Genomic DNA, 25,592 nt, shown 5'->3' with positions numbered 1-25,592 from the left:
GTTTCCGCCCGGCCCGTTTTCCTATTCCAAAGCCGCCAGTTGTTTGGGTAGACGGAAGGTCCAGACCATGCCGCCCTGGTTGAGGTAGTTGACCTTTTTGGCAACCTCCCCGCCCCAGAGAGGGACTGCACCGCCCCAACCGGAGATGATCGAGACATATTGCTCGCCGTCCTGCTCCCAGGTGACCGGCTGCCCGACGATCCCCGAGCCGGTCTGGAACGTCCACAGCTTCTCGCCGGTCTCGTTGTTGAGGGCGATGAAATCGCCTTCAGGCGTTCCGAAGAAGACGAGGCCGCCGGCGGTGGTCATTGCGCCGCTCCAGAGCGGTGCGCCGTTCTTGTATTCCCACTTGATCTCGCCGCTATTGGGGTCGATCGCCTTAAGGCTGCCGATGTGATCATCGAAGAGCGGCTTGATGGTAAAGCCCGCGCCGAGATAGGCGGCGCCCTTCTTGTAGGTGATCGGCTCGTTCCAGATGTCCATGCCCCATTCGTTGGAAGGAACGTAGAACAGGCCGGTGTTCGGGCTGTAGGCCATCGGCATCCAGTTCTTGCCGCCGAGGAAGGACGGAACGGCGAAGACCTGCTGGCCCTTTGCGCCATCGGCAGCGGCCGCAGCGTCGCCCGGACGATTGGCTTCGTCGTAGATCGGGCGGCCCGTCTCATCGATGCCCTTGGCCCAGGAGATGTTCTTCACGAAGGGATGGGCGGCGACGAACTTGCCGTCCTCGCGGTTCAGCACGTAGAAGAAGCCATTGCGGTCGGCCGTCGCAAAGCGCTTGTTGCCGTCCTTGTCGACGAAGGGAACGACCTCGTTGACACCATCGAAATCCCAGCCCTCGCGCGGCGTGGTCTGGAAGTGCCACTTGATCTCGCCGTTTGCCGGATCGATGCCGAGGCGGGATGCGGCGTAGAGGTTGTCACCCTTGTTGCCTTCGACCGGCTTGCCGGCGCCGCGCAGGTGGCTGTTCCAGGGCGAGGGATTTCCGGCGCCGAAAACGAGGGTCTTGGTGTCTTCGTCATAGGAGCCGCCGAGCCACGTCGCGCCGCCGCCGGTCTTCCACATGTCGCCCGGCCAGGTCGCGTTCAGCGTCCCGGTCATCGTACTTTCCTTGCCATTGAAGGTGCCCATGTGGCCTTCGATGACGGGCCGTGTCCAGACGAGTTCGCCGGTCTCTGCGTTGCGGGCCTGAACCTCGCCGACAACGCCGAATTCGCCGCCGGAATTGCCCGTGACCACGAGGCCGTTCACGATCAACGGCGCGGCGGTATAGCTGTAGCCTTCCTTGTAGTCGGCGAGCTTCTTGTTCCACACGACGTCGCCGGTCTTGCGATTCAGCGCCACGAGGCGGGCGTCGAGCGTGCCGAAATAGACGTTGTCGCCGAAGATCGCCGCGCCGCGATTGACCACGTCGCAACAGGGAAGAATACCTTCCGGCAGGCGCGCGTCGTATTGCCAGATTTCCTTTCCGGTCTTGACGTCGATAGCGTAGAGGCGGCTGTAGGAGCCGGTAATGTACATGATGCCATCATAGATGATCGGCTGGCTTTCCTGGCCACGCTGCTTTTCGCCACCGAGCGAGAAGGCCCATGCCGGCATCAAATTCTTGACGTTCTTCGTGTTCAGCGTCTCCATCGGCGAGAAACGCTGCAGGCTGCGGCCCATGCCGTTGGTCAGGATATCGCTGACGGTTTCGGCGTCCTTGGCGAGATCCTCTTCCGTTACACCGGCCTGTACGGCTCCCGCACAGGCAATGGCCGCCACCGCAGCCAGAACGACAGTCCTCATAACATCCTCCCACTCCATGCCCGCAGTTGGATGCAGGCTCCATGGTGTGGATCATCCACTTACTCACCGATCCGATGAATTGGACCTTGGTCGTAGTGGCCGGAATCCGGCGCGTTCAGCCCCCCCTCTATAGGTCGTATATCCGCCCGCAGGCACGGCGGATAGGATCACGGGAGTAAGGGGAGGAGACCCATGACAATCCTTAAGACGCTCGCCGGCGCGGCGCTCGCGGCGCTGTTGTCCAGCCTGCCGGTGCGCGCCGAAACACCTGTCCTGCGCGCGGCGCTCCAGCTTTCCGGCACCGTGAATTGGGAGGCCGATACCATCCGCCACTACGGCTTCGACGAGGCCAACGGCTTCCGCATGGAGGTGATCGATATCGCCGGCACCCCCGCGGCGCAGATCGCCCTCGTCGGCGGCGAGGTGGACATGATCGTTTCCGACTGGCTCTGGGTAGCGCGCGAGCGGACCGCCGGCCGGGACGTTGTCTTCATTCCCTATTCGCGCGCCGTCGGCGGACTGATGGTGCAGGCGGACAGTGCGGCGAAAAGCCTTGCGGACCTGAAAGGGCAGAAGATCGGCGTCGCCGGAAGCCCGATCGACAAGAGCTGGCTGATCCTGCGCGCCTATGCGCAGAAGATTGAGCATTTCGACCTCGCCGAAACGACCGAACAAGTCTTCGGCGCTCCGCCGCTCGTCTACAAGGCCGCGCTCGACGGAGAGGTAGAGGGTGCCTTGAATTTTTGGAACTTTGGCGCGCGCATGCAGGCGGCAGGCATGCGTACATTGCTTACCGTGGGCAAGGCGGCCGAAGCGCTGGGGCTCGATCCGCAGACGCCGCTCGTCGGTTATGTGGTGCGGGGCGACATCCTGAAGTCCCATCCGGGGTTGGGAGAAGCGATCGCCGCCGCCTCGCGCCAGGCGAAGAACAAGCTGTCCGCCGATCCGGCGGCCTGGGAACGGATCCGGCCGATGATGCGGGCAGAGAGCGATGCGGAATTCGAAGCACTAAAGGCGGCGTTCCTCGCCGGTGCGCCGGGAGAGGGTGCGGTGGATGAAGTGGCCGCGGCGCGGATGCTCAAGCTGATGACGGAACTCGGCGGCGCCGATCTGGTCGGGGACCTGAAGGAATTGCCCGATGGCGTCTTCCATCACTCCGGCAGCTGAGCCGGTTCTCCTGCTCGATCTCCAGCGCGGCGGGCCGGGTGGCGTTCTCGGCCCCATGACACTTTCGCTGGCGCCGGGCGAGACGGTAGCGCTCACCGGCCCGTCAGGTGTCGGCAAGACGTCGCTGCTGCGCGTCGTGGCAGGGCTCGATCGCGGCTTTACAGGGCGGCGGGAGGTGACAGAGCGGCTCGCCATGGTCTTTCAGGAGCCTGTTCTCCTGCCGTGGCGGACCGCCCTCGACAATCTCACGATCATCGCACGCATTTCGCGCGAAGAGGCCGGGCGCTGGCTCGACGATGTGGAGCTGGCGGGGCTTGGCGAGCGCTATCCCGGCATGCTGTCGCTCGGGCAGCAGCGCCGTCTGTCGCTGGCGCGGGCTTTCGCGTCGGCTCCCGATCTTCTCCTGCTGGACGAACCCTTCGTCAGTCTCGACCCAGTGCTCGCCTGCGAGATGATGAGCCTGCTCGAGCGGCTTACCGCACGCCGGCTCTGTGCCACCCTTCTTGTCACACATTTGCGGGCTGAAGCCGAGAGGCTCGCCTCCCGCATCCTGCGGCTTGAGGGACGTCCGGCGCGGGTCGTCGAGGAGGATCAGAAGCCCGGTGCGTATTTCCAGTTGTCGGCGTCCGGCGTCACTGCGTCGAGATCGTAATCGGCCGCCCGCAGGCGCTGGGCCGGGGCTAGGCCGCTGCGGGCCGCATCGTCGATATACTGGCGGCCAAGCGCCTGGTTTTCCACGACGCCGCGACCGCGCATCAGGTCGAGCCCGTAGTTCATCTTGCCGATCGGATCGCCCGCTTCCGCCGCCCGCCGGTCCCATTCGGCGGCGCTGTCCGGATCTTCCGGGCCGCCGAGCCCGTTGTCGTCGAGTTGCGACATCCAGGTCATTGCACCGGTCCAGCCGGCCGCGGCGCAGCGCTCGAAAAGCTCGCGCGCCATCTCGTGCCGACCGGACTTGGTGATGAAGTAGCCGGTTGCACAGATGGTCATGCTGGTGCGCCCCTCGATCACGTCCTTCATGACGCGGTTGAGTGTCAGTTCCTCGGGATTGAGCGTGCCGTCTGTATTGGTCTCGGTTTGAGACCAGGCGGTTTGAGCGAAAGAGAGCAGAAGGCCGGCGGCGGCAGTGGCAAGGCGCATGGCAGTTTTCCTTGGTGAGGTTGGCCCGGTCAGGTCTTTCGCGCCGTCAGCCCGCGCGCCGGATCGTAACCCCAGACAGCGACAAGGCCGAAGACGAGGAAAGCGGCGAGCGTGACCACAAGCGCGGTCGGATTTGTCTTCGCATAGAGCGCGAAGCGAATGAGTTCGACGGCATGGGTAAAGGGATTGAGTGCGCACAAGTCCCTCAGTCGTGGCGAGGCCTCGGCCATCTTCCACAGCGGATAGAGCGCGGAGGAGAGGAAGAACATCGGGAAGATGACGAAGTTCATCACGCCGGCAAAGTTCTCTAGCTGCCGGATGAAGGAAGAGAGCAGCAGGCCGAGCGCCCCGAGCATCATGGCCGCAACGGCCATGGCCGGGGCCGCCAGCAGATAGCCAGCCCAGGGAAAGCGGATGCCGTAGAGTGCGGCGATCGCCAGAAAGGCATAGGCTTGCAGCACTGCAATCAGGCTGCCGGCAAGGAGGCGGCAGAAGAGCAGCCACCAGCGTGGCAAAGGCGCCGTCAACAACAGCCGCATCGAACCCATCTCGCGGTCGTAGACGAGGCTGAGCGAGGATTGCATGCCGCTGAACAGCAGGATCATGCCGACCAGCCCCGGCACGATATAGATCTCATAGGTGATATAGGTCTGGTAGGGCGGCGTGATCGAGAGGCCGAGTGCGGCCCGGAAACCGGCCGCGAAGACGAAAAGCCAGACGAGCGGGCGCACGAGCGCCGCGACGAGCCGGCCGCGTTGGCCGAGAAATCGCAACGCTTCCCGGTGAACGATCGCGCGCAGCGCGATGACAGGGTGCGAGGAGAAAAAGCCGGGGTCTGCCTCCACGGTCATGGCTGATCTCCCGTGAGCGCAAGAAAGCGGCCGGTGAGGTCCGCGCCGCCGATCTCGCTGGCCTCGCCATTGGCAAGCACCCGGCCATGGTGGAGAATGACGAGTCGGTCCTGCGGCCAGACCTCATCGACCAGATGGGTCGCCCACAGCACCGTCAGCCCCCCGGCCGCAAGATCGTGGACATGCTGCGTTATGGCGGCGCGTGAGGCTGCGTCCAGCCCGACCGTCGGCTCGTCCAGCAAGAGCACCTCGGGCCGGTGGATGAGCGCGCGGGCGATCTCCATGCGGCGACGGTGGCCGCCGTTGAGTTTCGCGGTCTTTTCCCCCGCCCGCTCCGCCATGCCGAGCCGGTCGAGCGCTGCCATGGCGCGCGCCTCCGCCTCCCGTCCCGAAAGCCCGTGCAGGGCGGCGAAATAGAGCAGGTTGCGCTTGACGGTAAGGTCCGGATCAAGCGTCGAGGCCTGGAACACCACGCCCATGCGGGAAAGCGCTACGCGCGGCGCTCGCGCCAAGTCATGGCCGGCGATGCCGATGCGACCCGACCGCGGCACGAAGAGCCGAGTAAGCATGCCGAACAGCGTCGATTTTCCGGCGCCATTCGGCCCGAGCAGGGCACAGAAGCGTCCGCGCTCGACGGAAAAGGAGACGCCATCGAGTGCAGGCCGTGCGCCCCAGTCGTGGCTGATATCCTCTACCGTCAAGCCGCTCATGTTCTGCTCATTCTATGGTGATCGAGACCTGTTGCGTATCGCCGGTGCTGCCGGGTACCTTGAGCTGGTAGCTGCCCGGCTTGATGGCGATGAAGCTGATTTCCGCCTCACCAGCCTCGTCGAATTCGATGGAATCGACGCCGAGCGGCCGGATCTCTATGCCTTCGATGACGATCTCGTTGACCCAGATGGCGCGGAAGAAGCCGGCCCCCTCGAGCGCCAGCTCCTGGCTGCCGTCCGCCTTGATCTCCAGCGTGTAATATTTGCCGGATTTCAGCGTCAGCGGGCCACTTGATACCGGCTGGCCGGCCGAGAGGGTGAGGTCGGGCAGTTTTTCGCGATTGGATTTCGAAAGGAGACCGGCAAGCCCCATGCCGGCTTCCGGCTTGGCGTCATCATCATCATCGGCCAGCGCCACGAAGGGCAGGGCGACCAGCGCTACGGCTGCCAGGATAGCTCTTTTCATCTTGTTCTCCTCTTTCACTGCTACGGCCGGCTCGCCGCGCCCCAGGGGAAGCGGCCGACCTTGATGGATTTCACGGGCTCCAGCGAGGCGACGTCGATGACGGTCACGTCGCCGGAGACCCCGTTCGTGGTGAAGAGCTGCTTGTGATCGGGCGAGAAGGCGAGGTGCCAGACACGCCGACCGACCAGGACGTAGTTCTTGACCTCGAACGTATCGGCGTCGATCACAGCGACATGGTTTGCCGGGCCGAGCGCGACGAAGGCGGTCTTGCCGTCGGGCGTGAATTCGAAGCCGACCGGCTGGACGAGGTCGGCGTTGACGCCGGTGATCTCGAAGCGGATCTTGGCCTTTTCCGCCTGCGTCGCCACGTCGAAGACGGTGATCGTTCCGCCGATTTCCGAGGAGACCCAAAGCTCCGTCCCGCCTTTGGCGAATTCAGCATGGCGGGGACGGGAATCGACCAGCGTGTTGGCAAAAATCTTCTTCGTGTCGGTATCGATCCAGTGCGCCATATTCGTCGTTTCCGACGTGGTGATGACGATCTTGCCGTCCGGCGAAACTGCCATGCCCTCTGGCTCGATGCCGACATTGATCTGCGCCACCACCTTGCGGGTCTCGACGTCCACGACTGTCGTCACCGCATCGTCTTCGTTGGCGATCCACAAATGCCTTTCGTCGGGGGCAAGCACGAATTGCTCGGGATCTTCTCCCGACGGCAGGTCGTGCAGCACCTCGCCGGTCGCTGGATCCATGACCTGGACCGTGTCGCTGTCGGACGCGCAGATATAGACCCGGCTATAGTCGGAGTTGAACGTGATGCCGCGTGGCCGCTCGCCGGTCTTGATGGTGCGGACGACCTCCAGCTTCTCCGTATCGATAACGGAAATGGTGTCGTCCTTTTCGTTCGTCACCCAGATTTCACCGGCAATCGCCTGAAGGGGCAATACGGCCAACACGGGCGCGATCAGCAGGGCCGGAAATCTCATCTCATCCTCCAAAGGCAGTGCAGGTGCTTTCGGGCCGGTCAAGGCCCAGCGTGTCCATTTCATTGGTCTGGTGCAGGTAGCCCTCGAGCGGCGCGAGTTCGACAAGCGCGCGGGCGTTGACGACCGCCATCGGCTGGCGCAGTTGGCCATTCCATCCGCGATAGGTGAGGCTGCGGCCCTTGAAACCGTCGAGCGCAAATTTGTCCGAAAGGATGAAGTCGCGAAGCACGGCCGGGTCGGCGGAATTGGTGCGTGTGACGGCCTCGCCGATGGTGCGCAACGCCGTCCAGGCGGCATAGTCGCGCGAACTCATCTCGCGCCCCACCGCCTTTTCGAAACGGTTCTGGAGCTGAACGGCGGCCCACTGTTCCAATACCGGAGCCCAGCCTTCGCCTTGCAAGCCGTCCGAACCGGCCACCGGGCGGGGCAGCCAGGTATTGTCCTGCATATAGCGGGCGAAGTCGTCGGCCTCGTCGGCGATCAGAAGAACGTCGTGGTCGGGAAAGTCCTGCGTGAAGAGCGGGATTTCCTGCCCTGCGGCCCGGCGCAGGTCCGTGTCGAAGGTCCAGTTCTTGGAGGCGAGGACTTCGACGCCGAATTTCTGGGCGGAGGCGCGCAGCGTCTCGGCAAAGGCCTGGTCTTCCGGCTTTGGCCCGACAACCAGCACCGTGCGTGTCCAGCGTCGTGCCTTCAGCATCTGCATCAGCGCATCGGTGCGCATGGCGTCTTCCGCCATGGTGTGCAGGACATTCGCGCGGCAATCGGCATCACGCAGGCGCCGCGCGCCCGATGCGACATTGAACAGAAGCGCGTCCCGGGCTTCGGGCAGGTCGGCGATAGCGAGGATCTCTTCTGGCGATCCATCAACGAAGACGATCCTGGAGGCGGCAAGTGCCTTGCGGGCGGCATCGAGGAAATCACCGCCGGGCTCGACCGAAACGAACGCGAGGCTGTAGTCGTGGCCCATGAAGCTGCCAGTGGTCTTGGTGTCGGTGAGCGCCACCTCCGCCCCGGCAATGCCACGGTCCTCCGGGATAGGATCGAGATTGGACAGCACCGGCGGCAGCTCCGCCTCCTGCCGGAGATAGGTCATCGGTATCGCGATCTCGGCTGAGGCCGATGGCCCCCAACAGGCTAACGCGACGGCACAGCATATGCCTCCGCGCCAAGCTTTGACCCTTTCACTCATGTCGCGTCCTCCCGAAATCAGGATGGCGGCATGTCAGGCGGCTCGAAATACGACCTTGGTGCCATAGGGCGTCGCGACCTAGGTCGCATAGCCTGCCCCGTCCCAGCTGCCGTACAAAAACGCAGCTGGAAATGGACGGAGGACCGTATGTCGGCCAATATCATTCGCGGCGGGATCGCTGCAGTCATCCTCATGGCGACGACAAGTCTGGTGATCGCTCACGGCGATGTCGCGCCGCAACCCGTCAACACCGATGCGCTGCCGGAAGTTGGCGACGAGTGGTTGACCGAAAACCCCTATCGCGAGGCGAAAGCCGGCCATGAGGTCTGGTTGAAGGCGGTCGAGATCGGCTCCTCGGGATACAATCAGAATTGCGCACGCTGTCATGGCCTTGGCGCCGTATCGGGCGGTCTTGCGCCGGACCTGCGCTTCCTCGAGGCGGAGGAGGTCGGTGACGAATGGTTCGTCGAACGCTTCCGTCACGGCTATACCCAGGATGGCACGACGAAGATGCCGGGCTTCGGCGACATTCTTGGCCAGAAGGCAGCCTGGGCCATCCGCACCTATGTGGAAACGCGGCCGGAAGACGGCGCACTCGACGCTCATTCAGCCCGTCTGCACGAAATCCGGGACGAACTCGGCAGCGGCAAGGTTGCGGATACAGCAGCGCTGAAAAAGGAACTGGAGACCATTTCCACCGACGTGAAGACCGCCTCCGGCGCACCCGTCGCCGACAGCGTCACCTTCGAGGCCGCGCGGGTTCTCTCGGACAAGCCCGAAAGCTGGAAGAAGGCGGCGGAGGTGCTGACGGTCGGCCTTTCCGCATCGCAGTAAGACGGCCGTGATGCGCCGCGCCCTTCTGGCCCTTGCAATCGGCATCGCCCTTCCGGGCGGTGCCTTTGCGCGTTGTGAAGACTACGTGCCCCAGGCCAAGCCACAGAATACCTTCGCGCAGGATGTCGGGCGCAAATTCGACCAGATCATCGAGGACGGCTGGATCGAATTTGCCGTCTACGAGAACTATGCCCCCTGGTCCTACGAGGAGAAGGGCATGGCGGTCGGCGTGGATGTCGAGATCGGCAGGCTGGTCGCCAAGGCTCTTGGCGTCGAGGCGAGGTTCCGCCTCGTCGCGGCCGGCGAAAACCTCGAAGCGGATCTTCTGAACTATGTGTGGAAGGGCGCCGTCGTCGGTGGCCGCGTCAGCGACGCGATGTTGCACGTACCCTATGACAGCGCCCTTGTCTGCCGAATCGAACAGGTCACCTTTACCGGGCAATATGCCAGCGAAAACATCGCGATCGCCTATCGCGCTTCCGACTATGAGGACAAGGGGCCGACACCGCCGGTCTTCCGGTTCGATCCGGTTGCCGTGGAGAACGACTCGATTGCCGATTTTTATCTCACCTCACTGATCGGCCCTGTCGACAAAATCCATCGCTATCGCTCGACCGAGGCGGCGGTGGATGGTCTTGCTGCAGGAGACACCAAGGCGGCGATGGGGCCGCGCGCCGAGCTGGAGGCGGGGCTTGCCCGTCATACGGGACGTGGGTTGAAGGCGCATTCTCCACCGCTCGTCGGTTTTGCGCGAAGCAACTGGACCATCGGTGTCGGTGTGAATTTCCAACACAAGGACCTCGGCTACGCCATCGACGAGGCGATTGACAACGCGCTTGCCGATGGCGAGATCGCACGCATCTTCGCCGATCACGGACTGACCTTCACGCCGCCGCAGCGATAGCTTTAGAAAGTGGAGACGTCGTCGGCGAGGTCTACCGCCGTTACGCGGGCCACGCCCGTTGCCTGCGCCAGCGTCGCGCGGATTTCGCCTGCCGGCATCAGGCAGAAGGCGGTGGAAAGGCCATCGGCCATCGCGGCGCTTTCCGCTTCCACCGATATGGTCGACCAGCAAACCTGTTCGCCATGCGGGCCAAGAATGTGGAAATCGGCACCCAACATCATGGCCGAGGGACTGGACGTCGCGATGGCGTTGCCGACAAGGCGGCGGGTAGCGATCTGGCCCAATGCCGGGTCTTCCACGGAGACCCTGAACGGCCCGCCAATGGCCGCGAACTCTCCCATTTCCACCAGCGCCTGGCCGTAACCTGCTTCCTGAAGCAGCGTTCGTACACGATCAGCCGCATAACCCTGTGCGATGCCATTGAAGGTCAGCGCCTGTCCGTCGTCCAGCCGGACGAGCGGGCCGATATGCACCCGTTCCCAGCCGACGGTGGTCTGTGCCTGCGCGATATTGCGGCCCTCGGCAAGTGCGCGCCAGAGCGGCTGCACGGTCGGATCAAACCGCCCGCCCGTCGCCTTATGCATCTCGCCGGACAAGCGGAGCAGGTCGAGAAGCGCAGGCGGCGGATCGTCGAGATGACCCGCGGCGTTCAGCCTGTTGAGGGCAGAGCCGGTCTTGAACAGGCTGGCGGCGGCCTCGATCTCGGCGATCGTGTCACCGATCTTTTCCGATACGGTCTGCGCAAGGCCATGCGGGCCACGTAGGTCCACGCGCACGGTGCCGCCGAACATATCTGCCTGCCAGGTCGTGACCGCAGCGCGGGCGGCACCCGGAAAGGCCGCCGCCGCGGCAATGAACAGGAAGCGTCGCCGTTTCATGCTGGTATCTCCACCTTGCCCTGCGCGCGAGCCGGTGCTCGTTTGCGGTTCGCCAGCACCAGCGGCACACATTGCGTCGCATCATCGTGGATCGAAACGCAATCGAGACACTGGAAGCATTCGCTGTAGGCGATGTTGCCGTTCTTGCGAATGGCACCGTAAGGACACCGCACCCGGCAGAGCTGGCAGGGCGAGCCGCATTCCGCTCGGCGTGGTATCCAGCTCCGCGTGCGCAACATCCCGCCCAGGGCCATGACCGCGCCAAGCGGGCAGACATAGCGGCAAAAGCCTTTGAAGGTCGTCGCCGCAAGGACGAGCCAGAAGACGGCATAGGCGACATAATACCACTCCCGCTGGAAGAGCGTGGTAACCGCGGTCTTGAAGGGCTCGATCTCGGCAGCGGTCTCGATTTTGTCGGGCGCAAGCAAGGTGACGGCGACCAATCCGGCGAGGGAAAGCCATGCGCCAGTCTTCAGCCGCCTGTCCCACACAGGGGAAGGGTTCCATTGCGGCAGCCGCAGGAGGCGGCCGGCATGGTGGGCGAATTCCTGCATGGCGCCGAACGGGCAGAGCCAGCCGCAGAACAGACCTCGTCCCCACAGCACGAAACCGACTATGGCGGCGCCCCAGATCAGGAGAGAGAAGGGATCGTACAGCAGGACCGCCAGACTGCCGCCGCCATTTGCAGCCCGAAGCGCCGCGAGCGGCGTGACGATGGAAAGCTGGCCCTGACCCCACCAGCCGACGAAGACCAGCATGACGGCCAGGAAGGCGAGCCTCGCCGGACGCAATACAGTCGGCGCGGCGAGCCGCTGCATGCCGGGGCCGACGCCGCCGAGCAACCCGGCAAGCAGCATGCCCAATCCTGCAAGATCCCATCTCCGGTCGACGATGGCCGCCTGCCAGGGTGGCAGCGCAATCGACAGTTCCGGGCGGATATAGAAAGCGGCGTCCGCCTTCAAGACGAGTGGAAAGTGGGCAGACCCCATTTCCGGCTTGAGCATGCCGTGGGCGCGCACGGCCTGCGCCGACAATGCCCACTCGCGCGTCGGATCAAAGCCGAGGCGGCGGTCTGTTCTCAGGATCATCGTCGTTCCCTGCGGCACGTCCCGTCTGACGTCGACCGTCATGTCGGCATCGCGCAGCGCGACGGGCAGGCCATCCTGCATGGCCGAAAGCCTGTCCGGCGCGGTGTTGCGCACAAAATCCGCGGAAACGAGCCCGTGGCGGCCCCGGTCGATGACAAGGATGGGCTCGTCGTCGGGCGATGCGCGCAGCAGGCGCTGGAGGTCGGTGAAACTCTCCTCGCTCAGGACTGCCCGGGCGACAGAGGGAGGGCCGATATCCAACGCCCAGAGATCGAGGAAGAGGCCCTGCGGATCATCCGCCGCCTCGGGGTCGTCGTGGACCCAGATCGTCCCTTTGAAGCCGCTGTCGAGCTCGGCATTCGTGATCTTCAGGTTCCTCGCCAACCCCCGCTCGACAAGCGCTGCCCAATCGAGCTTTTCGTCGATCGACGGATCGGGATGCACCGGTGGGCCGCTTGCTACGCCTTGCATCTTTTCGCGCGCGACGGCGAGCGTCGCGGCGAGGATCGATTCATGGGCGATGCGAACGGAAGCCGTGGCCTTGGTTACCCCATCGAGATAGACGAGGTCGGAGCCTCCCGACGCCGCGCCATAAGGCGTACCGACGACGAGTGCTTCGCGGATCGAGTGCCCGCGATATTGTTCGAGGAAGGCGCGCAGCGGCGCTTGCCCGAGGCCGGACACGAAGATCGGCTCGTTATGGGCGATGAGGCGCACATCGAGAAAGCGACCATCCCGGTCGATCGTTACAAGCATGTTGATGGGCGCGCCGGAGAAGCCCGGAAGCGGCGCAAGTGTTCCGGTCTCGAAGACATAGCCGGCCTCAGCGCCGCCGGAATTCAACAGCGTCCACACACCGTTCTCGTTCACCGGCTCGCCCAGCACGTAAGGCGGCACAATCATGTCCGCAAGCGCCTCGCGATCGAGCGGTGCCGCCGCGGCCATGCGGGCGCAGACAAGCATGCCGAAAACGAGAATGCTCAGCAGGGCCAGGCGTCGTCTCATGGCACAATCCTCCAGCCCTGATTTCTATGCGTCAGCGCAAAGGTCGCCATACGACCAAGGTCGCGGATCGGGCGGGCGCCTCCGCGGCTATGATCTGTCCGGGAGAATTTGCATGTCGCTAAAGAGCCTCGAAGGTCGTCTCCAAGGAGGTGTGTTCCTTCTATCCCTCGGCCTGTTCGGATTGTTCTGGGCAGCGCTCTCGGCCGTCAAAGCCGATCCGACCGTCCTCCCGGGGCCGATCGATGTGGCGCATGTCTTCTGGTCGGAGCTTGTCGCCGGGCGGCTGCCGCGGGCGCTGTTGGCAACGCTGCTGCGCGTGGCGGTCGCGTTCAGCCTCGCAATGGCGGCGGGTTGCCTGCTCGGCTTCCTCCTGGGGCGATACCGGGTGTTCGACCGATGGGTCGATCCATGGGTGACGATCTTCCTGAACCTGCCTGCACTTGTTCTGATCGTGCTCTGCTATCTCTGGATCGGGCTCAACGAGCTTGCGGCGATCGTCGCCGTCACGCTCAACAAGACGGCGATGGTTCTGATCACGGTGCGGCAGGGCGTGCGGTCCTTCGATCCGGCGCTGGATGATCTGGCATTCGTCTCACGGCTGTCGCGCGGCGAGCGATTTCGCCATCTTGTCCTGCCACAACTGGGGCCATGGCTGGCGGTGGCCGCGCGCAATGGTGTCGCTGTCATCTGGAAAATCGTTCTTGTCGTCGAGTTCCTGGGCCGCTCCAGTGGCGTCGGCTTTCGCATCCATCTGTATTTCCAACAGTTCCAGACCGCCCACGTGATCGCCTATTCCATCGCGTTTGTCGGCGTCATGATGGTCGTGGAACACGCAATCATCCAGCCATGGGAGGCCCGCTCCGTCCGCTGGAAAAGCAACGCCGACCGTGGCTTCTGATGGCCCTGTTGTAAAAGGCTACGATGGTTGCGCAATGGGCTTGTCGGTGCTGCTTCAGACGTCGCAGATACATACCGAACTGCCTGTTGATCAAACGCACTCCTCCCGTGGCGCCGTCCCCATGTCGCAAGGGCTCGTCCGGTGCTGTAATGTTGATGTCGTTTTTTAACTGCTGGCTGTGATGATCGCCGAAATGACTAAGCTATTGCTCAAGTCAAGGGGCCACACCGTCGATAAGACGGATGAGATGGGGGCCAGCTGGCAAGAGGCTGGCGGGATATCGCGGCAAGGCCGTTCCTTCTGTCGCTTGCCGTCACCCTGCCTATGATCGTTGTCGGCTACAGTCTGCTACGCTGCTGGCGTCGTCGTCGCTGTCGGTTCTGCGCCTTATTCTCGGCTTCGCCATCATCGTGTCGAGCGTCCAGTTGATCCGGCGACCGTCACCGCTGGTGCAGCGGTCGTGATTGGCCTGCATACATGTTCTTTGGGGCGCTTGGCGATCTGATGGGCGGCCTCTTTTCCACGGCGGGACCACCGCTGGTCTTCCAGTTCTACCGTCAGCCCCTGCCGCACCGGGTGGTTCGCGAGACGCTCGCGGCGATCTTCTCGCTCAACTCCTTGTTCCGGCTCGGCCTCGTGGCGACACGCAATGATTGGCAGCCTCATGCGCTTCTGTGGGTGTCTGCCGGGTTGCCAGCCGTCTTGGTCTCGACCTATCTGACCCGTCGCTGGCCCCCGGCACTCTCGGCGCAAACCTTGCGCTTCGCGGCGTTCGTGCTGCTGGTGCTATCCGGCGCTTCGCTGGCCACGCCCGTGGCCCTGGAGTTCGTTGTGGTTGGAGTGAAGTGAAAACCATTCTTATGCCCTCGCAATTAGAGCGAAAATCGACCCACGGAAGTGAAACACACTCCACGGGGCCGTCAGCCGGCGTATGTCGAAGCCTCTTGCGTGGAACGTATGGCGATCCTGTAAACAGCCCACTCAGTAGTGGACTGCAAAACTTACCGAGGGATCAGCATGAGCATCCCAGTACCCCTTCCAAAGCGCCTTGCTGATGGGGCCGACATTGCCGTCGCCGACCGGCTGGCCGTCGAGCGTGGTGATCGGCATGACGCCGCCTGCGGTTGTTACGAACAGGATTTCGTCGCACTGGTAGGCGAGTTCCACCGGCACGTCGTCGATCGTGTAGGGGTAGCCGAGCGTTTCGGCGATGGCGAGCACCGACTTGCGTGTGACCCCCTCCAGAACCCCCTTCTTCGGCGTGTAGAGCTTGCCGTCCTTGATCAGGATTACGTTGAAGCCGGAGCCTTCGGTGAGGTTTGCGTCGCCGTCGGTCAGGATCGGGTACATGGCGCCGCGATCGCGTGCCTCCAGCAGGCCGCGGGTGAAATCGCCCCATTGCAGGTTCTTGACGGTGGGGTCGATTGCGCCTGGCGGCACGCGGCGCACCGTGCGGGTGATGACGGCGGTGCCGCCGGTCTTCTGCGTCGCCTCGTCCATCACCCAGAGATAGGGCATGACCATGAGGTAGCAGAAATTGTCGCACTCCTCCGGCGCATACTGGCGCACGAACCGCAGGCCGCGCGTCACGATCAGCATGACATAGGCGTCTCGGATGCCGCTTTTCGCCACCATTTCGACGAGCCGGTCACGGATTTCCTGCCGCGGCAGCGGGCTTTTCAGACGCAGTTGTGCACAGCTCTTCTCGAACCGGTCGAGGTGATCGTCGAGGCGGAAGAACCGGCCGTTCCAGACGGCGGGTACGTCATAGGTCAGGTCGGAATGCAAAAAACCCTGGTCGAGGATCGGAATGCGCGCCTCGTTGAGCGGCACATATTCTCCCGCGATATAGGCGATGCCCTTGGCGAACGGGTTGTCGCTGGCCTCGAGCTCTTTCACGCGCCGGCGATAGTCTGTGAAGATGTGGTCCGTGTAGGACATGATCTGTCCTCCCTGAAAAGCATATGATCAAGCGCCCTTGCACGCCGCCCATGGGCGGCGTGCAGGCTTTGAAAAGCAGCGTCGCTCAGGCCGCGAGGATGCCGGCGGAGACGATGTCGGCGAAGGCGCCGTCGGCGGCGTCCAGTGCCCGGTCGATGTCTTCCGCGGTATGCGCGGCGCACAGGAACATGTTGTGCTTCGGGTGAAGGTAGATGCCATGGCGCAGGCCCGCCACGCAGAAAGCACTGCCGATCCTGAAGTCCTGGTCCCCGTCGAAGAGGACCATGGGCATCTGCACCGGACCTGTCTGGCGGAGCGTGAAGCCATGGCGGGCGGAGATCGTCGCAAGGCCGTCGCGGAACCGGTTGCCCATCGCTTCGGTATGGGCGAGCGCGTCGCTGTCACGCAGGATCCGGATCGTGGCGACGGCCGCAGCCATGGCGGCGGAGCCATACCAGAAAGAACCCGTGGTGAAGATCTTGCCGGCGCCCTCCCGGAACCGGTCCGCACCCGCGACTGCGGCGAGCGGCCAGCCGTTGGCAATCGACTTCGAATAGGCCGCGAGGTCCGGCTTCACGCCGTAGCGTGCCCAGCTTCCCCTGACGTCCAGGCGGAATCCCGCGCGCACATCGTCGAGAATGAGGGCGGCACCCGTGCGGTCGCAGACGGTGCGGGCATGGGCGAGGAAGTCGGCCTCCGGCAGATGCTGGTCCTTGCCGACATCGTGCTGGAAGGCGGTGAGCAGGATGCCCGCGAGATCATCACCCGCCGCATCGACGGCGGCGTCGAGGCTTTCGATATTGTTGTAGTCGAAGAGGATGAGATGGGCGCGATCCTCCGTCGTCACACCGATGAGCGACGGTGAGCACCACGGAACGGCCCCATGATAGGCGCCACGGGCGACGAGGATCTTGCGGCGGCCGGTGGAGGCACGCGCGACGGTGACGCAGACCGTCGTCGCATCCGTGCCGTTCTTCTGGAAGAGTGTCCAGTCGGCGTGGTCGAGCGTGTCGACGAGCAGTTCGGCGAGCTCGACCATCGTGTCCGTCGGGCCGTTGCCGATGTCGCCCTGGTCGATGCGGGCAAGGGCTGCGGCCTCCACCTCGGGATGGCGATAGCCGAGCACGTTCGGCCCCCAGGCGCACATGAAGTCGATGTATTCGTTGCCGTCAGCATCCCAGGCCCGGCAGCCTTGCGAGCGCGAGAAGAACTGGGGATAGCCCGGCGCGATCGCACGGGTCGCCATATGTCCCCAGACGCCGTTCGGCACGACGCGCTGGGCGCGTTCCAGGAGTTCCGCGTCGCGGCTGTTGAGCAGTCTCGCTGTCATCTTGCGTTCCTTTCTTGGCGGGAGAGGCATTTGCGCCTCTCCCGATAGGGCGATCAGTTCGAGATTTCGGCGAGTGGCAGGTTGCAGCAGGCGCTGTAGCGAACGCCCTTGACGCTCGGGCTATGCGCCAGGATGAGGTCCGGGCTGACCATCGGAATGATGATCCGGGCCTTTGCCATCTGCTCACCGGCCTCGAACCACAGCTTTTCCGCCTCTTCCTGCGTGGCGGCGGCAAGCGCCTGTTCGCGCAGCTTGCCGGTTTGCGGGTTGATGATCGACGGATCGATCTCGCCGCCGGCGCGTTTCGCCCAGACGGAACCTTCAGACAGGCCGAAGACGTCGACATATTGCGAGGTGCCGAAGAAGTCGGGGGCGAAGAAGACGGCGGTTAGCGGAATGTGGTCGCCATTGGCCGCTTCACGCCAGTTGGCGAAGGGAACCGGCGACAGCTCCACCGTGATGCCGACCTTTGCCAGGTCCTGCTGGATCTTCTGCATCATCAGCGAGAAGTCGACGCCGTAGACGTTCATGTCCGGGTAGATCGACTTCAGCGTGAAGCCATCGCCGGCACCGGCCGCGGCAAGCAGTTCCTTGGCGCGATCCGGGTTATAGGCGGGGATCTCGTGACCATCGCCACCGGGGAAGCCGAGCGGAATGGGCGTGGCGATCGCGCGGCCGGCGCCGCCGACGGTGAAGTCGATCAGCGATGTCCGGTCGATGGCGATCGAGATGGCTTCACGCACTTCGGGCGTCAGCTTGACGGTGTTGGCCTTCGCTCCCGGCGAGAGGGAAATGTAGACGAAGTTGTAGGAGGGCACCTTCTCCACCACGATGTCGCTGCCTTCGAGCGTCTTGGCGGTTTCCGGATCGATCTGCATGGCGATGTCGGCCGAACCCGACTGCAGCATCTGCGCCTGCGCCACTGCGTCCTTGACCTGGCGGAAGACGACCTGCGGGATCGTCGGCGCCTTGCGCCAGTAGTTGTCATTGCGCTTCAGGCGCAGTTCCGCGTTCGGCTCGTAGGATTCGAGAACGAACGGCCCACTGCCGGCGGAGTTGGCGAGGAACCAGTTTTCCGAGGTGTCCTTATCGACGGCCGTCGCGTCGGCGAGCGCACCATTGGCGCCAGCGACGTCACTGTTGATGATGCCAAGGAAGCCCGCGGCCGCCTGGTTGAGGAATTCAGAGTTCGGCGCGGCGAGCTTGACGATGACCGTCTGTGCATCGGGAATGTCGATGGAGCTGATCGGGTCGGCGATGAAGGCGCCGTTGCCCTTGATGTTCTTCAATCGCTCGAACGACCATTTCACATCCTTCGCCTCGACGGGCGAACCGTCGGAGAATTTCGCCGCCGGGTCGAGCTTGAAGGTCAGTTGGGTCTGTTCCTTGTTGACCTCCCAGCTCGAGGCGATCAACGGCTGCACCTTGTTGTCCTTGTCGAGCGTGACCAGCTGCTCGTAGACCGACGTGTTGTAGATCTGGCAGGTGTCGCACCAGGCGCGCGCCGGGTCGAGCGAGTTGACGTCCATATCGCGGGCGATGACGAGCGCACGCTCCTCGGCGGCTGCAGGCTGCATGAGCCCGCCGAGCGCGGTGGCTGAGAGGGCGAGGACGAGAAAGGCCAGTCTGGATTTCGGCAGAAGAAGTCGTTTCATCGGTTTATACCTCCAGTTTGATGGGCCGCGGATGCCCGTTCCACTTGTTATTCCGCAATTCTGAGCAATGCGTCCCGCACGTCGGCAACCGTCGCCAGCGCGGCACGGTTGAGGGCGGCAGAAACCGTGGGGGCGGCAAGCCCTCCGGTCACGCGCAGGATTTCGTGATCGAGACAGTCAAAGAAGCGCTCCTGGATCTCGGCGGCCCAGGTGCCGCCCATCGACAGGCTGCGCGCCGTCTGCTCGGCGATGACGACCCGGCCGGTCTTGTCGATGGAATTGCCGATCAGCGTCCAGTCGATGCCATGATGATCGATGTTGCGCAGGTCGATGACCTCGGCGTCGATCCCCGACTCCTCGGCCGCCTTGACCGCGTTCTGGACCATGACGGAGGTCGCGAGCACCGTGCAGGCGCTGCCGGGACGCACGATGCGCGCCGAGCCGAAGGGAATGCAGAACTCCCGGTCGTCACGCGGAACGTCGAATTCCTTCTGGTAGAGTTCGGTATGCTCGAAGACGACGACGGGGTCGTCGCAGGCGAGGGCGGAATTCATCAGGCCGATATAGTCGAAGGCGTTTGACGGCGTGACGATGCGCCAGCCGGGGAACATGCCGAACAGTGCGGACGGATCACCGGAGTGCTGCGAGCCGTAGCCGGTGTGCGGCGAGATGCGCACGCGCAGGACGATCGGCACGGGAAAACCGTCGCCGAACATGTGGCGCACCTTGCCGACGCCATTGGCGATCTGGTCGGCGGCGGTGAAACAGAAATCGCCGAACATGATCTCGACGACCGGCCGCAGCCCGTTGAGCGCAGCACCGAGCGCTACGCCCGTAAAGCCGTTTTCCGCGATCGACATCGGCAGGACGCGCTCGGGCCAGCGCTCCAGCGCGCCTTTGGTGAAACCGCTGACGCCGCCGCGCATCTGATGGGCGTCCTCGCCCATGACGATGATGCGCGGGTCGCGCGCCATCGCGGCCGCCAGCGTCTCGGAGGCGGCGGTGACGAACTTCACCTTCTCGGTGGCATCAGGCCGCATGTCATCGTGGTCGAGCATTCGCTTGCCGGACAGTTCGGAGAGGTCTCCAAGAATGCCATGGTCGCGCGTCGCCGGATCGGGCCAGAGGCGCTCCGGAATCCTGAGCGCATTGCCGCCGGGGACCGGCTCGGTCAGCCGTGCGGCGGCGGATGCGACCCGGTCGCTCACCAGCGCATCGATATGCGCAAGGTCCTCGGCGGAGAGGAGGCCGAGCGCCGTCAGGCGGGCTTCGGCGAGTGCTATCGGGTCACGCTCGCGCCATGCGGTCTCTTCTTCCTTCGTGCGATAGCCGAAGTCGCTGCCAGTGCGGGAGCCGGACTGGTGAAAATGGCGGTAACAGAGCGCTTCGACAACCACCGGGCCACCCGTCTCGCGGATGATGCGGCGGGCTTCGACCATCGCCCGGTGAACGGCGACGACGTCCATGCCGTCGCATTCGATCGCGGCGATGCCGAGCATCGCGCCACGCGACGACAGCCGCGTCTCGCGCGTCACGTCGGAAATATGGGTGGCGACGCCGTAGAGGTTGTTCTCGATGAAGAAGATCACCGGCAGGTTCTGCGCGGCGGCGATGTTCATCGCCTCGTAGCTGGCGCCATTCTGGGCTGCGCCATCGCCGAAGAAGGCGACGGAGATGTGGTCGCGGCCGAGCATCTTGTCGGCGAGCGCATAGCCTGCCGCATGCGGCGGGTTGCCGCCGACGATGGCCGAGGTTCCGACGACGCCCGCACCTGCAAACCGCATGTGCATCGAGCCGCCGCGCCCGCCGCAATAACCCGGCGTCAGACCCATGATCTCCGCCATGAAGCGGTAGATCGCATCGTCCATGCCCGGCGTGAAAGTGTCCTTGCGGATGTCGAAGCCGTCCGGGACCGAAGGATTAAGCAGTTTCAGCAGCACCTGGTGGTGGGCGCGGTGCGTGCCGTTGATCTTGTCGTCGGTGCCGAGCGCCGACATGGCGCCGACGGCACCCGCTTCCTGGCCGATACTGGCATGCGCTGGACCGTGGATCAGGCCGGCCTTTTCCAGATCGAGCAGCTTTTCCTCGAAGCGGCGGATGAGCAGCATCTGGCCGTACCAGTGGGCGAGGTCCTGGGCCTGTTCCTCGCTCCAGTCCGCTTCCTCCAGTTCCAGCCGGAACCAGGGCGCGGACGGTGCGAGCGGTATCTGACGTGCCATTCGTATCCTCGGGTTCACAGGGGAGCCGCGTCGTTTGTCTCGGGCGCCGATTTTTCGTTTATGGAAATAAATTCCGATTTCTGTTGAATGGCACACTAAGCTGTGCCAGCCTTTGGATGCAACAGAAATTTTCGTGAGCCGCCAAAGAGGAAGAATTGCGATGATCCGGGACGCCGAAGTGCTGAACGCCCTGGTTGAGGTGGTGCGCCGGTTTGTGCGCGAACGCCTCTTGGCGGCGGAAGCGCGTGTCGAAGACGAAAACGCCGTTCCTCCTGAAATCATCGAGGACATGCGTGGGCTCGGCCTCTTCGGCATGTCCATTCCGGAAGATTTTGGCGGGCTTGGCCTGACGATGGAGGAGGAGGTGCTCGTCGCCTTCGAACTCGGTTATGCCTCTCCCGCCTTCCGCTCCGTCATCGGCACCAACAACGGCATCGGCTCGCAGGGCATCATCGTCGACGGCACCGAGGCGCAGAAGCACTACTGGCTGCCGCGCATGGCGACGGGCGAGGTCATTGGTTCCTTCGCGCTGACCGAGCCGGATGTCGGCTCGGACGCCGGTTCCGTGAAAACCACGGCGCGGCGGGACGGCGATCATTACGTGCTCAACGGCACCAAGCGCTACATCACCAACGCCCCGGTGGCCGATGTCTTCACCGTCATGGCGCGCACCGGCGGCCCCGGGTCGACAGGCGTGAGTGCCTTCCTCGTGCCGAAAGACAGTCCGGGCCTCAGCCTTGGCCCGATCGACAAGAAGATGGGGCAGCGCGGCACCCGCACCTGCGACGTCATCTTCGACGATTGCCGGATTGCGGCCGACAGCGTGATCGGCGGCACGGAGGGCCTGGGCTTCAAGACGGCGATGAAGGTGCTCAATCGCGGCCGCCTGCATATCTCGGCGGTTTGCGTGGGGGCTGCGGAGCGACTGTGCGACGAGGCCGTGCGGTTTGCGCGCGAGCGTATCCAGTTCGGCAAACCCATTGCGGAACACCAGCTCATCCAGGCCATGCTTGCCGACAGTTCGACGGAAACCTTTGCCGGGCGCGCCATGGTGCTGGAGGCCGCCCGCCAGTTCGACAGGGGCGAGCGGGTCGTCCAGCAGGCGGCGAGCGCCAAACTGTTCTGTTCGGAAATGGTGGGCCGTGTTGCCGACCGGGCGGTGCAGATCCACGGCGGCGCCGGTTACATGCAGGATTATGCAGTGGAACGCTTCTATCGCGACGTGCGGCTGTTCCGGCTCTACGAGGGTACGTCGCAGATCCAGCAGATCATCATCGCACGCGAAATGCTCAACGCCTGAGGCAGGATCGATGCAGCGAGCTCTTGGAATCGTCGCGGATGACTTTACCGGCGCCTTGATGGTCGCCGGCTATCTCGAAAGCGCGGGTGTACACTGTCCCGTACTGTTCGATCCCGGGGCGGATATCCCGTCCTCTGCCGTGGTGATCGCCGGCACGCGCACGCGCACCGTGCCCGTCGTAGAGGCGCTTGGCGAACTCGCGCGCTTTGCCGACGCCTTCACCCGGGCTGGCTGCAAGCGCCTGGCCTACAAGGCCTGCGCCTCGTTCGATTCGACGGAAGACGGCAATATCGGGCCCGCCGCCGACTATCTTGCCGATCGCGCCGGCATGCGGCCGGTGTTGATGAGCGCGGGTTTTCCGCGCTTCGGCGCGACGGTGCATCAGGGCTACATGTTCTATCGTGGCCGTCTCGTCTCCGATTCGATCAAGCGGTTCGACCCGCTGACGCCCATGTCCGATCCCGATCTCGTCCGCTTCCTGGGTCGTCAGACGCCGCACCGGATCGCCCTCCTCAATCATGCGACCCTCCTGAAAGGGGCGGAAGCGGCCATCGCCGCCATCGAAGTCTTTGCCGCCGAAGGTGCCGGCCATGTGCTGCTTGACACGACGGACGACGGTGACGTCGTGGTGTCCGCGTCCATCGCAGCGGCCATGCCATGCGTCGTCGTCGCGAGCGATCCGCTGATCATCGCCTACGCGACCCGTCTCGGGCTTGCCGAACAGGCGGATGTCGTTGCGTGGCCGCGGCATGTGGATGGTCCCGCGGCGGTTCTCGCCGGCAGCGTCGGCCCGGTCGTGCTGGCGCAGCTCGCCGCCTTTTCGGAACACTATCCCGTGCTGAAGCTGGATCTCATGGACCCGGCGGGGGAGGAGGGGCTGGTTTCCCGCGCCCTCGACTGGGCTAGTGAGCGGATCGGCGAAAGGCCCTTTGCCATTTCGACGGCGGCTGGCCCGCAGGAAGTGGCCGCAGTGCAGGCGGCGTTCGGTCCGGTTGCGGCAGCGCGGCGCGCCGAACGCATCCTTGGCGCTATTGCAAAGGGGCTGCGCGATCGCGGCGTGCGCCGGTTCATCGTCGCCGGCGGCGAGACGTCCGGAGCGGTTGTCGATGCAGTGGGCATCACGTCCGTCCGCGCCCTGCCGGAAGGCAAGCTTGGGACGGGTTTTTGCGTATCGCCCGGGCCGGTTCCGCTGTCGCTGTATCTCAAGCCGGGCAAACTGGGCGCCGACGATATCCTGTTGCGGGCAATCGAAGCGATGGACACTTAGAAGGGGACGATGATGGAAGAATTGGCAGCAAGAGAGACGCTGGTCGAGGCTAGCCGGCGATCGGTGGCCATCGGCCTCAACAGCGGCACGGTGGGCAACTTCAGCGTCAGGCATGGCGCGGGAATGTTGATCACGCCGACCGGTATTGTGCCGGATGTGCTTTCGCCGGAGCAGATCGTCGCGATGGATCTAGCGGGCCATTGGGTGGGCGACTGGCGCCCGTCTTCGGAATGGGCGATCCACGCGCGGCTCTATGCCACGACGACGGCGGGTGCTGTCGTGCACGCCCATCCCGACCATTGCGTCGCCCTAGCGGCACTGCGCCAGCCCATCCCGCTGTTCCACTACATGGTCGCTGGCTTCGGCGGCGGCGAGATACCGTGTGCCGACTATGCCTGTTTCGGCAGCGAGGCGCTGTCGGAAACCGTGGTCGCCGCCATGGGCACGACCTATTCCGCCTGCCTGATGGCCAATCATGGCGTGGTGACGATCGGACCTGACATTACCATTGCGCTCGCAAGGGCGGAAAAACTGGAAATGCTGGCGCGCCAGTACGTGCTCGCCCGGTCGGTCGGCCAGCCGGTGCTGCTGACGCCGGAAGAGCTGGTGGACGTGCGCGCCCGCTACGGCACCTACGGCCAGCAGGCGACGCGCTGATCCTCAGCCGCTTCGCCTGACTTCCTCGAGGATGGTCATCGCGAGCGCCGGATATTCGAGATGCGGCATGTGACCGCAATTGTCGAAGGCATGCAGGCCGACATTGCCGGGCAGGCCGGCGGTCGCGCTGAACGGCAGGATGCGGTCCTGCCGGCCGAAGACGATGCGCGCCGGACATAGCAGGCGGGCGAGATCGCTGCGGACCGACGTCGCCTGCGTGCCGTCCGGCAGGAACCGTTCGGCAAACGCGCGCATCGCCGCTGTCAGGCCCTCATCGTCACGCTGCTGCACGACGGCCTGCAGGAAGGCGGGCGAGATGGTCGCGGGATCATGGGCCAGCAGGTCGAGCCAGGGCCTGAGGCTCTCGCTCCGCCGCGCGCGCAAGATCCCATCGACAAAGGCTGCGTTGATCTCAGGGCCAAGGCCAGCCGGCGCAAAAAGGCAGAGCCCGCGGATATCCAGCTGGCCGCGGCTCGCCAGCCGCGCCGCGAGCGCGGCGCCGAAGGAATGGCCGGCCAGAACGAGCGGGCCGATTTGTTCGGCGGCAAGCGTTGCCTCGACATGGTCCGCCATCCGCTCGAGGTCTTGCGGCACGTCGCGCGGTGACCGGCCGTGCGCCGGTAGATCGATCGCCAGGGCCGGCCAATCCCCGCGCGCGCCGGCAAGCAGGCCGCGCCAGTTGTTGAGATCCGCGCTGAAACCGTGGAGGAAGACGACCGGAATACCTTGGCCCCTGCGCAGCCAAACGGCGTTGAGGGGGGCATGGCTTGCGTCAGGTAGCGGTCGGATAGCGATGCTCTCGACGGCCGCCTTGAGTGCATGCCCGGCACGACCGATCTTCGCGACGACATCCGTCTTCTGGACCCTGCCGCCCGGGCCTGTGCCGTGAAGCCCGTCCAGCACGATGCCATGTTCCTTGGCAATGCGCCGGGCGAGGGGGGTGGGGTTTGGGTGCTGGCGATGACCGTTTTGGCGCGCTGCCGCCGCCGGAGCGGCACGCGCCGCTTTCACCTCGACAGCGGACGTCTCGGCGACTGCGGCCTTGCCATCGCCGTGGGCCTCCCCGTTGGCATAGATGCGCGCCACGTTCCCGCCGACCTCGACCTCGATCTCGCTGTCGGTCAGCTCGCGGATGACGCCATCGGCCGGTGATTCGACCTCGACGGCGGCCTTGTCGTTGTCGATTTCGAACAGCACTTGTCCTTGCCGGACGGTTTCGCCCTCGGCGACCAGCCAGCGGGCGATGCGGCCGCTCGAGAGTTCGAGGCTGACCTTCGGATAGACGACATGGATGGGCATGTGGGGTCCTTGCAGGCTTG

General features: G+C 64.4%; 23 protein-coding genes. 9 read left to right on the top strand and 14 right to left on the bottom strand.

The features are described 5' to 3' along the window. Positions 1-21: 21 nt before the first annotated feature. A complete protein-coding gene (locus tag BSY16_RS29570) occupies positions 22-1,788 on the bottom strand; it encodes a PQQ-dependent methanol/ethanol family dehydrogenase (protein ID WP_069063317.1) in 1,767 nt (588 codons plus the stop codon). A gap of 192 nt (positions 1,789-1,980) precedes the next feature. Between BSY16_RS29570 and BSY16_RS29565 the strand changes: the two genes are divergently transcribed. Together BSY16_RS29565 and BSY16_RS29560 are read left to right on the top strand one after the other, a co-directional pair. Further along, positions 1,981-2,955: an ABC transporter substrate-binding protein gene (locus tag BSY16_RS29565; protein WP_069063316.1), complete on the top strand. Its 975-nt coding sequence runs from the start codon at positions 1,981-1,983 to the stop codon at positions 2,953-2,955. Beyond that, positions 2,927-3,607 (top strand): ABC transporter ATP-binding protein, encoded by a 681-nt coding sequence (locus tag BSY16_RS29560; protein ID WP_069063315.1) that lies wholly within the window; start codon positions 2,927-2,929, stop codon positions 3,605-3,607. The genes BSY16_RS29565 and BSY16_RS29560 overlap by 29 nt, the downstream gene beginning before the upstream one ends. Here BSY16_RS29560 and BSY16_RS29555 read toward each other — a convergent pair. Genes BSY16_RS29555 through BSY16_RS29530 form a run of 6 tightly spaced genes read right to left on the bottom strand, consistent with a single transcriptional unit; the run spans position 3,547 to position 8,297 of the window. Next, positions 3,547-4,095, bottom strand: a complete 549-nt coding sequence (locus tag BSY16_RS29555; RefSeq protein ID WP_069063314.1) for a tetratricopeptide repeat protein — start codon at positions 4,093-4,095, stop codon at positions 3,547-3,549. The two genes, BSY16_RS29560 and BSY16_RS29555, sit on opposite strands and share 61 nt — an antisense overlap. 29 nt (positions 4,096-4,124) lie before the next feature. Continuing rightward, positions 4,125-4,946, bottom strand: coding sequence for a lanthanide ABC transporter permease protein PedC (locus tag BSY16_RS29550; protein ID WP_069063313.1), 822 nt, complete (start codon positions 4,944-4,946; stop codon positions 4,125-4,127). After that, complete coding sequence (locus tag BSY16_RS29545) at positions 4,943-5,656, bottom strand: lanthanide ABC transporter ATP-binding protein PedB/LutE (protein WP_069063312.1); 714 nt, start codon at positions 5,654-5,656, stop codon at positions 4,943-4,945. Before BSY16_RS29545 ends, BSY16_RS29550 begins: the two co-directional genes overlap by 4 nt. A 7-nt stretch (positions 5,657-5,663) precedes the next feature. After that, positions 5,664-6,122, bottom strand: coding sequence for a cupredoxin domain-containing protein (locus BSY16_RS29540; protein ID WP_069063311.1), 459 nt, complete (start codon positions 6,120-6,122; stop codon positions 5,664-5,666). Between the two features lie 20 nt (positions 6,123-6,142). Then, a complete protein-coding gene (locus BSY16_RS29535) occupies positions 6,143-7,108 on the bottom strand; it encodes a YVTN family beta-propeller repeat protein (protein WP_069063310.1) in 966 nt (321 codons plus the stop codon). Position 7,109: 1 nt separating this feature from the next. Then, positions 7,110-8,297: a lanthanide ABC transporter ABC transporter substrate-binding protein PedA1 gene (locus BSY16_RS29530; protein ID WP_069063309.1), complete on the bottom strand. Its 1,188-nt coding sequence runs from the start codon at positions 8,295-8,297 to the stop codon at positions 7,110-7,112. A 147-nt stretch (positions 8,298-8,444) separates the two neighbouring features. Between BSY16_RS29530 and pedF the strand changes: the two genes are divergently transcribed. Both pedF and BSY16_RS29520 read left to right on the top strand, forming a co-directional pair. Further along, positions 8,445-9,131, top strand: a complete 687-nt coding sequence (pedF, locus tag BSY16_RS29525; RefSeq protein WP_069063308.1) for a cytochrome c-550 PedF — start codon at positions 8,445-8,447, stop codon at positions 9,129-9,131. Between the two features lie 10 nt (positions 9,132-9,141). Then, positions 9,142-10,035 carry a substrate-binding periplasmic protein gene (locus BSY16_RS29520; protein ID WP_150130180.1) on the top strand — a complete coding sequence of 298 codons (894 nt, stop codon included), beginning with the start codon at positions 9,142-9,144 and terminating at the stop codon, positions 10,033-10,035. 2 nt (positions 10,036-10,037) lie between these two features. Here the strand turns inward: BSY16_RS29520 and BSY16_RS29515 are convergent, their stop codons facing one another. Together BSY16_RS29515 and BSY16_RS29510 are read right to left on the bottom strand one after the other, a co-directional pair. Continuing rightward, entirely contained in the window at positions 10,038-10,913 is an 876-nt protein-coding gene (locus tag BSY16_RS29515) for an FAD:protein FMN transferase (RefSeq protein WP_069063307.1), read from the bottom strand. Further along, positions 10,910-13,006, bottom strand: a complete 2,097-nt coding sequence (locus BSY16_RS29510; protein ID WP_069063306.1) for a 4Fe-4S binding protein — start codon at positions 13,004-13,006, stop codon at positions 10,910-10,912. Before BSY16_RS29510 ends, BSY16_RS29515 begins: the two co-directional genes overlap by 4 nt. Positions 13,007-13,118: 112 nt before the next feature. Between BSY16_RS29510 and BSY16_RS29505 the strand changes: the two genes are divergently transcribed. Both BSY16_RS29505 and BSY16_RS29500 read left to right on the top strand, forming a co-directional pair. Continuing rightward, complete coding sequence (locus BSY16_RS29505) at positions 13,119-13,904, top strand: ABC transporter permease (protein WP_069063305.1); 786 nt, start codon at positions 13,119-13,121, stop codon at positions 13,902-13,904. Between the two features lie 504 nt (positions 13,905-14,408). Continuing rightward, complete coding sequence (locus BSY16_RS29500; RefSeq protein WP_171902498.1) at positions 14,409-14,753, top strand: hypothetical protein; 345 nt, start codon at positions 14,409-14,411, stop codon at positions 14,751-14,753. Between the two features lie 132 nt (positions 14,754-14,885). On the opposite strand, the gene BSY16_RS29495 is transcribed toward BSY16_RS29500, so the two are convergent. From BSY16_RS29495 to BSY16_RS29480, 4 genes are all read right to left on the bottom strand, one after another. Continuing rightward, positions 14,886-15,845, bottom strand: a complete 960-nt coding sequence (locus BSY16_RS29495; protein ID WP_069063303.1) for an aminotransferase class IV — start codon at positions 15,843-15,845, stop codon at positions 14,886-14,888. 85 nt (positions 15,846-15,930) lie between these two features. Beyond that, positions 15,931-17,175, bottom strand: a complete 1,245-nt coding sequence (locus BSY16_RS29490; protein ID WP_150130179.1) for an aminotransferase class III-fold pyridoxal phosphate-dependent enzyme — start codon at positions 17,173-17,175, stop codon at positions 15,931-15,933. 53 nt (positions 17,176-17,228) lie between these two features. Beyond that, a complete protein-coding gene (locus BSY16_RS29485; RefSeq protein ID WP_069063302.1) occupies positions 17,229-18,830 on the bottom strand; it encodes an ABC transporter substrate-binding protein in 1,602 nt (533 codons plus the stop codon). A gap of 47 nt (positions 18,831-18,877) precedes the next feature. Beyond that, entirely contained in the window at positions 18,878-21,049 is a 2,172-nt protein-coding gene (locus BSY16_RS29480) for an alpha-ketoacid dehydrogenase subunit alpha/beta (RefSeq protein WP_069063301.1), read from the bottom strand. A 160-nt stretch (positions 21,050-21,209) separates the two neighbouring features. On the opposite strand from BSY16_RS29480, the gene BSY16_RS29475 reads away from it, so the two are divergent. Genes BSY16_RS29475 through BSY16_RS29465 form a run of 3 tightly spaced genes read left to right on the top strand, consistent with a single transcriptional unit; the run spans position 21,210 to position 24,273 of the window. Further along, on the top strand, positions 21,210-22,349 hold the full coding sequence (locus BSY16_RS29475; protein WP_069063300.1) for an acyl-CoA dehydrogenase family protein: 1,140 nt from the start codon (positions 21,210-21,212) through the stop codon (positions 22,347-22,349). Between the two features lie 10 nt (positions 22,350-22,359). Further along, positions 22,360-23,616: a four-carbon acid sugar kinase family protein gene (locus BSY16_RS29470; protein ID WP_069063299.1), complete on the top strand. Its 1,257-nt coding sequence runs from the start codon at positions 22,360-22,362 to the stop codon at positions 23,614-23,616. Positions 23,617-23,625: 9 nt separating this feature from the next. Then, entirely contained in the window at positions 23,626-24,273 is a 648-nt protein-coding gene (locus BSY16_RS29465) for a class II aldolase/adducin family protein (protein WP_286157286.1), read from the top strand. A 3-nt stretch (positions 24,274-24,276) separates the two neighbouring features. Here BSY16_RS29465 and BSY16_RS29460 read toward each other — a convergent pair whose 3' ends face one another. After that, positions 24,277-25,572 (bottom strand): acetoin dehydrogenase dihydrolipoyllysine-residue acetyltransferase subunit, encoded by a 1,296-nt coding sequence (locus tag BSY16_RS29460; RefSeq protein ID WP_069063298.1) that lies wholly within the window; start codon positions 25,570-25,572, stop codon positions 24,277-24,279. Positions 25,573-25,592 lie beyond the last annotated feature (20 nt).

It is taken from the genome of Sinorhizobium sp. RAC02 (assembly GCF_001713395.1).
GTDB lineage: Bacteria > Pseudomonadota > Alphaproteobacteria > Rhizobiales > Rhizobiaceae > Shinella.
Note: the sequence above shows the minus strand (reverse complement) of the source record. Positions and strands in the feature narration are given on the sequence as shown.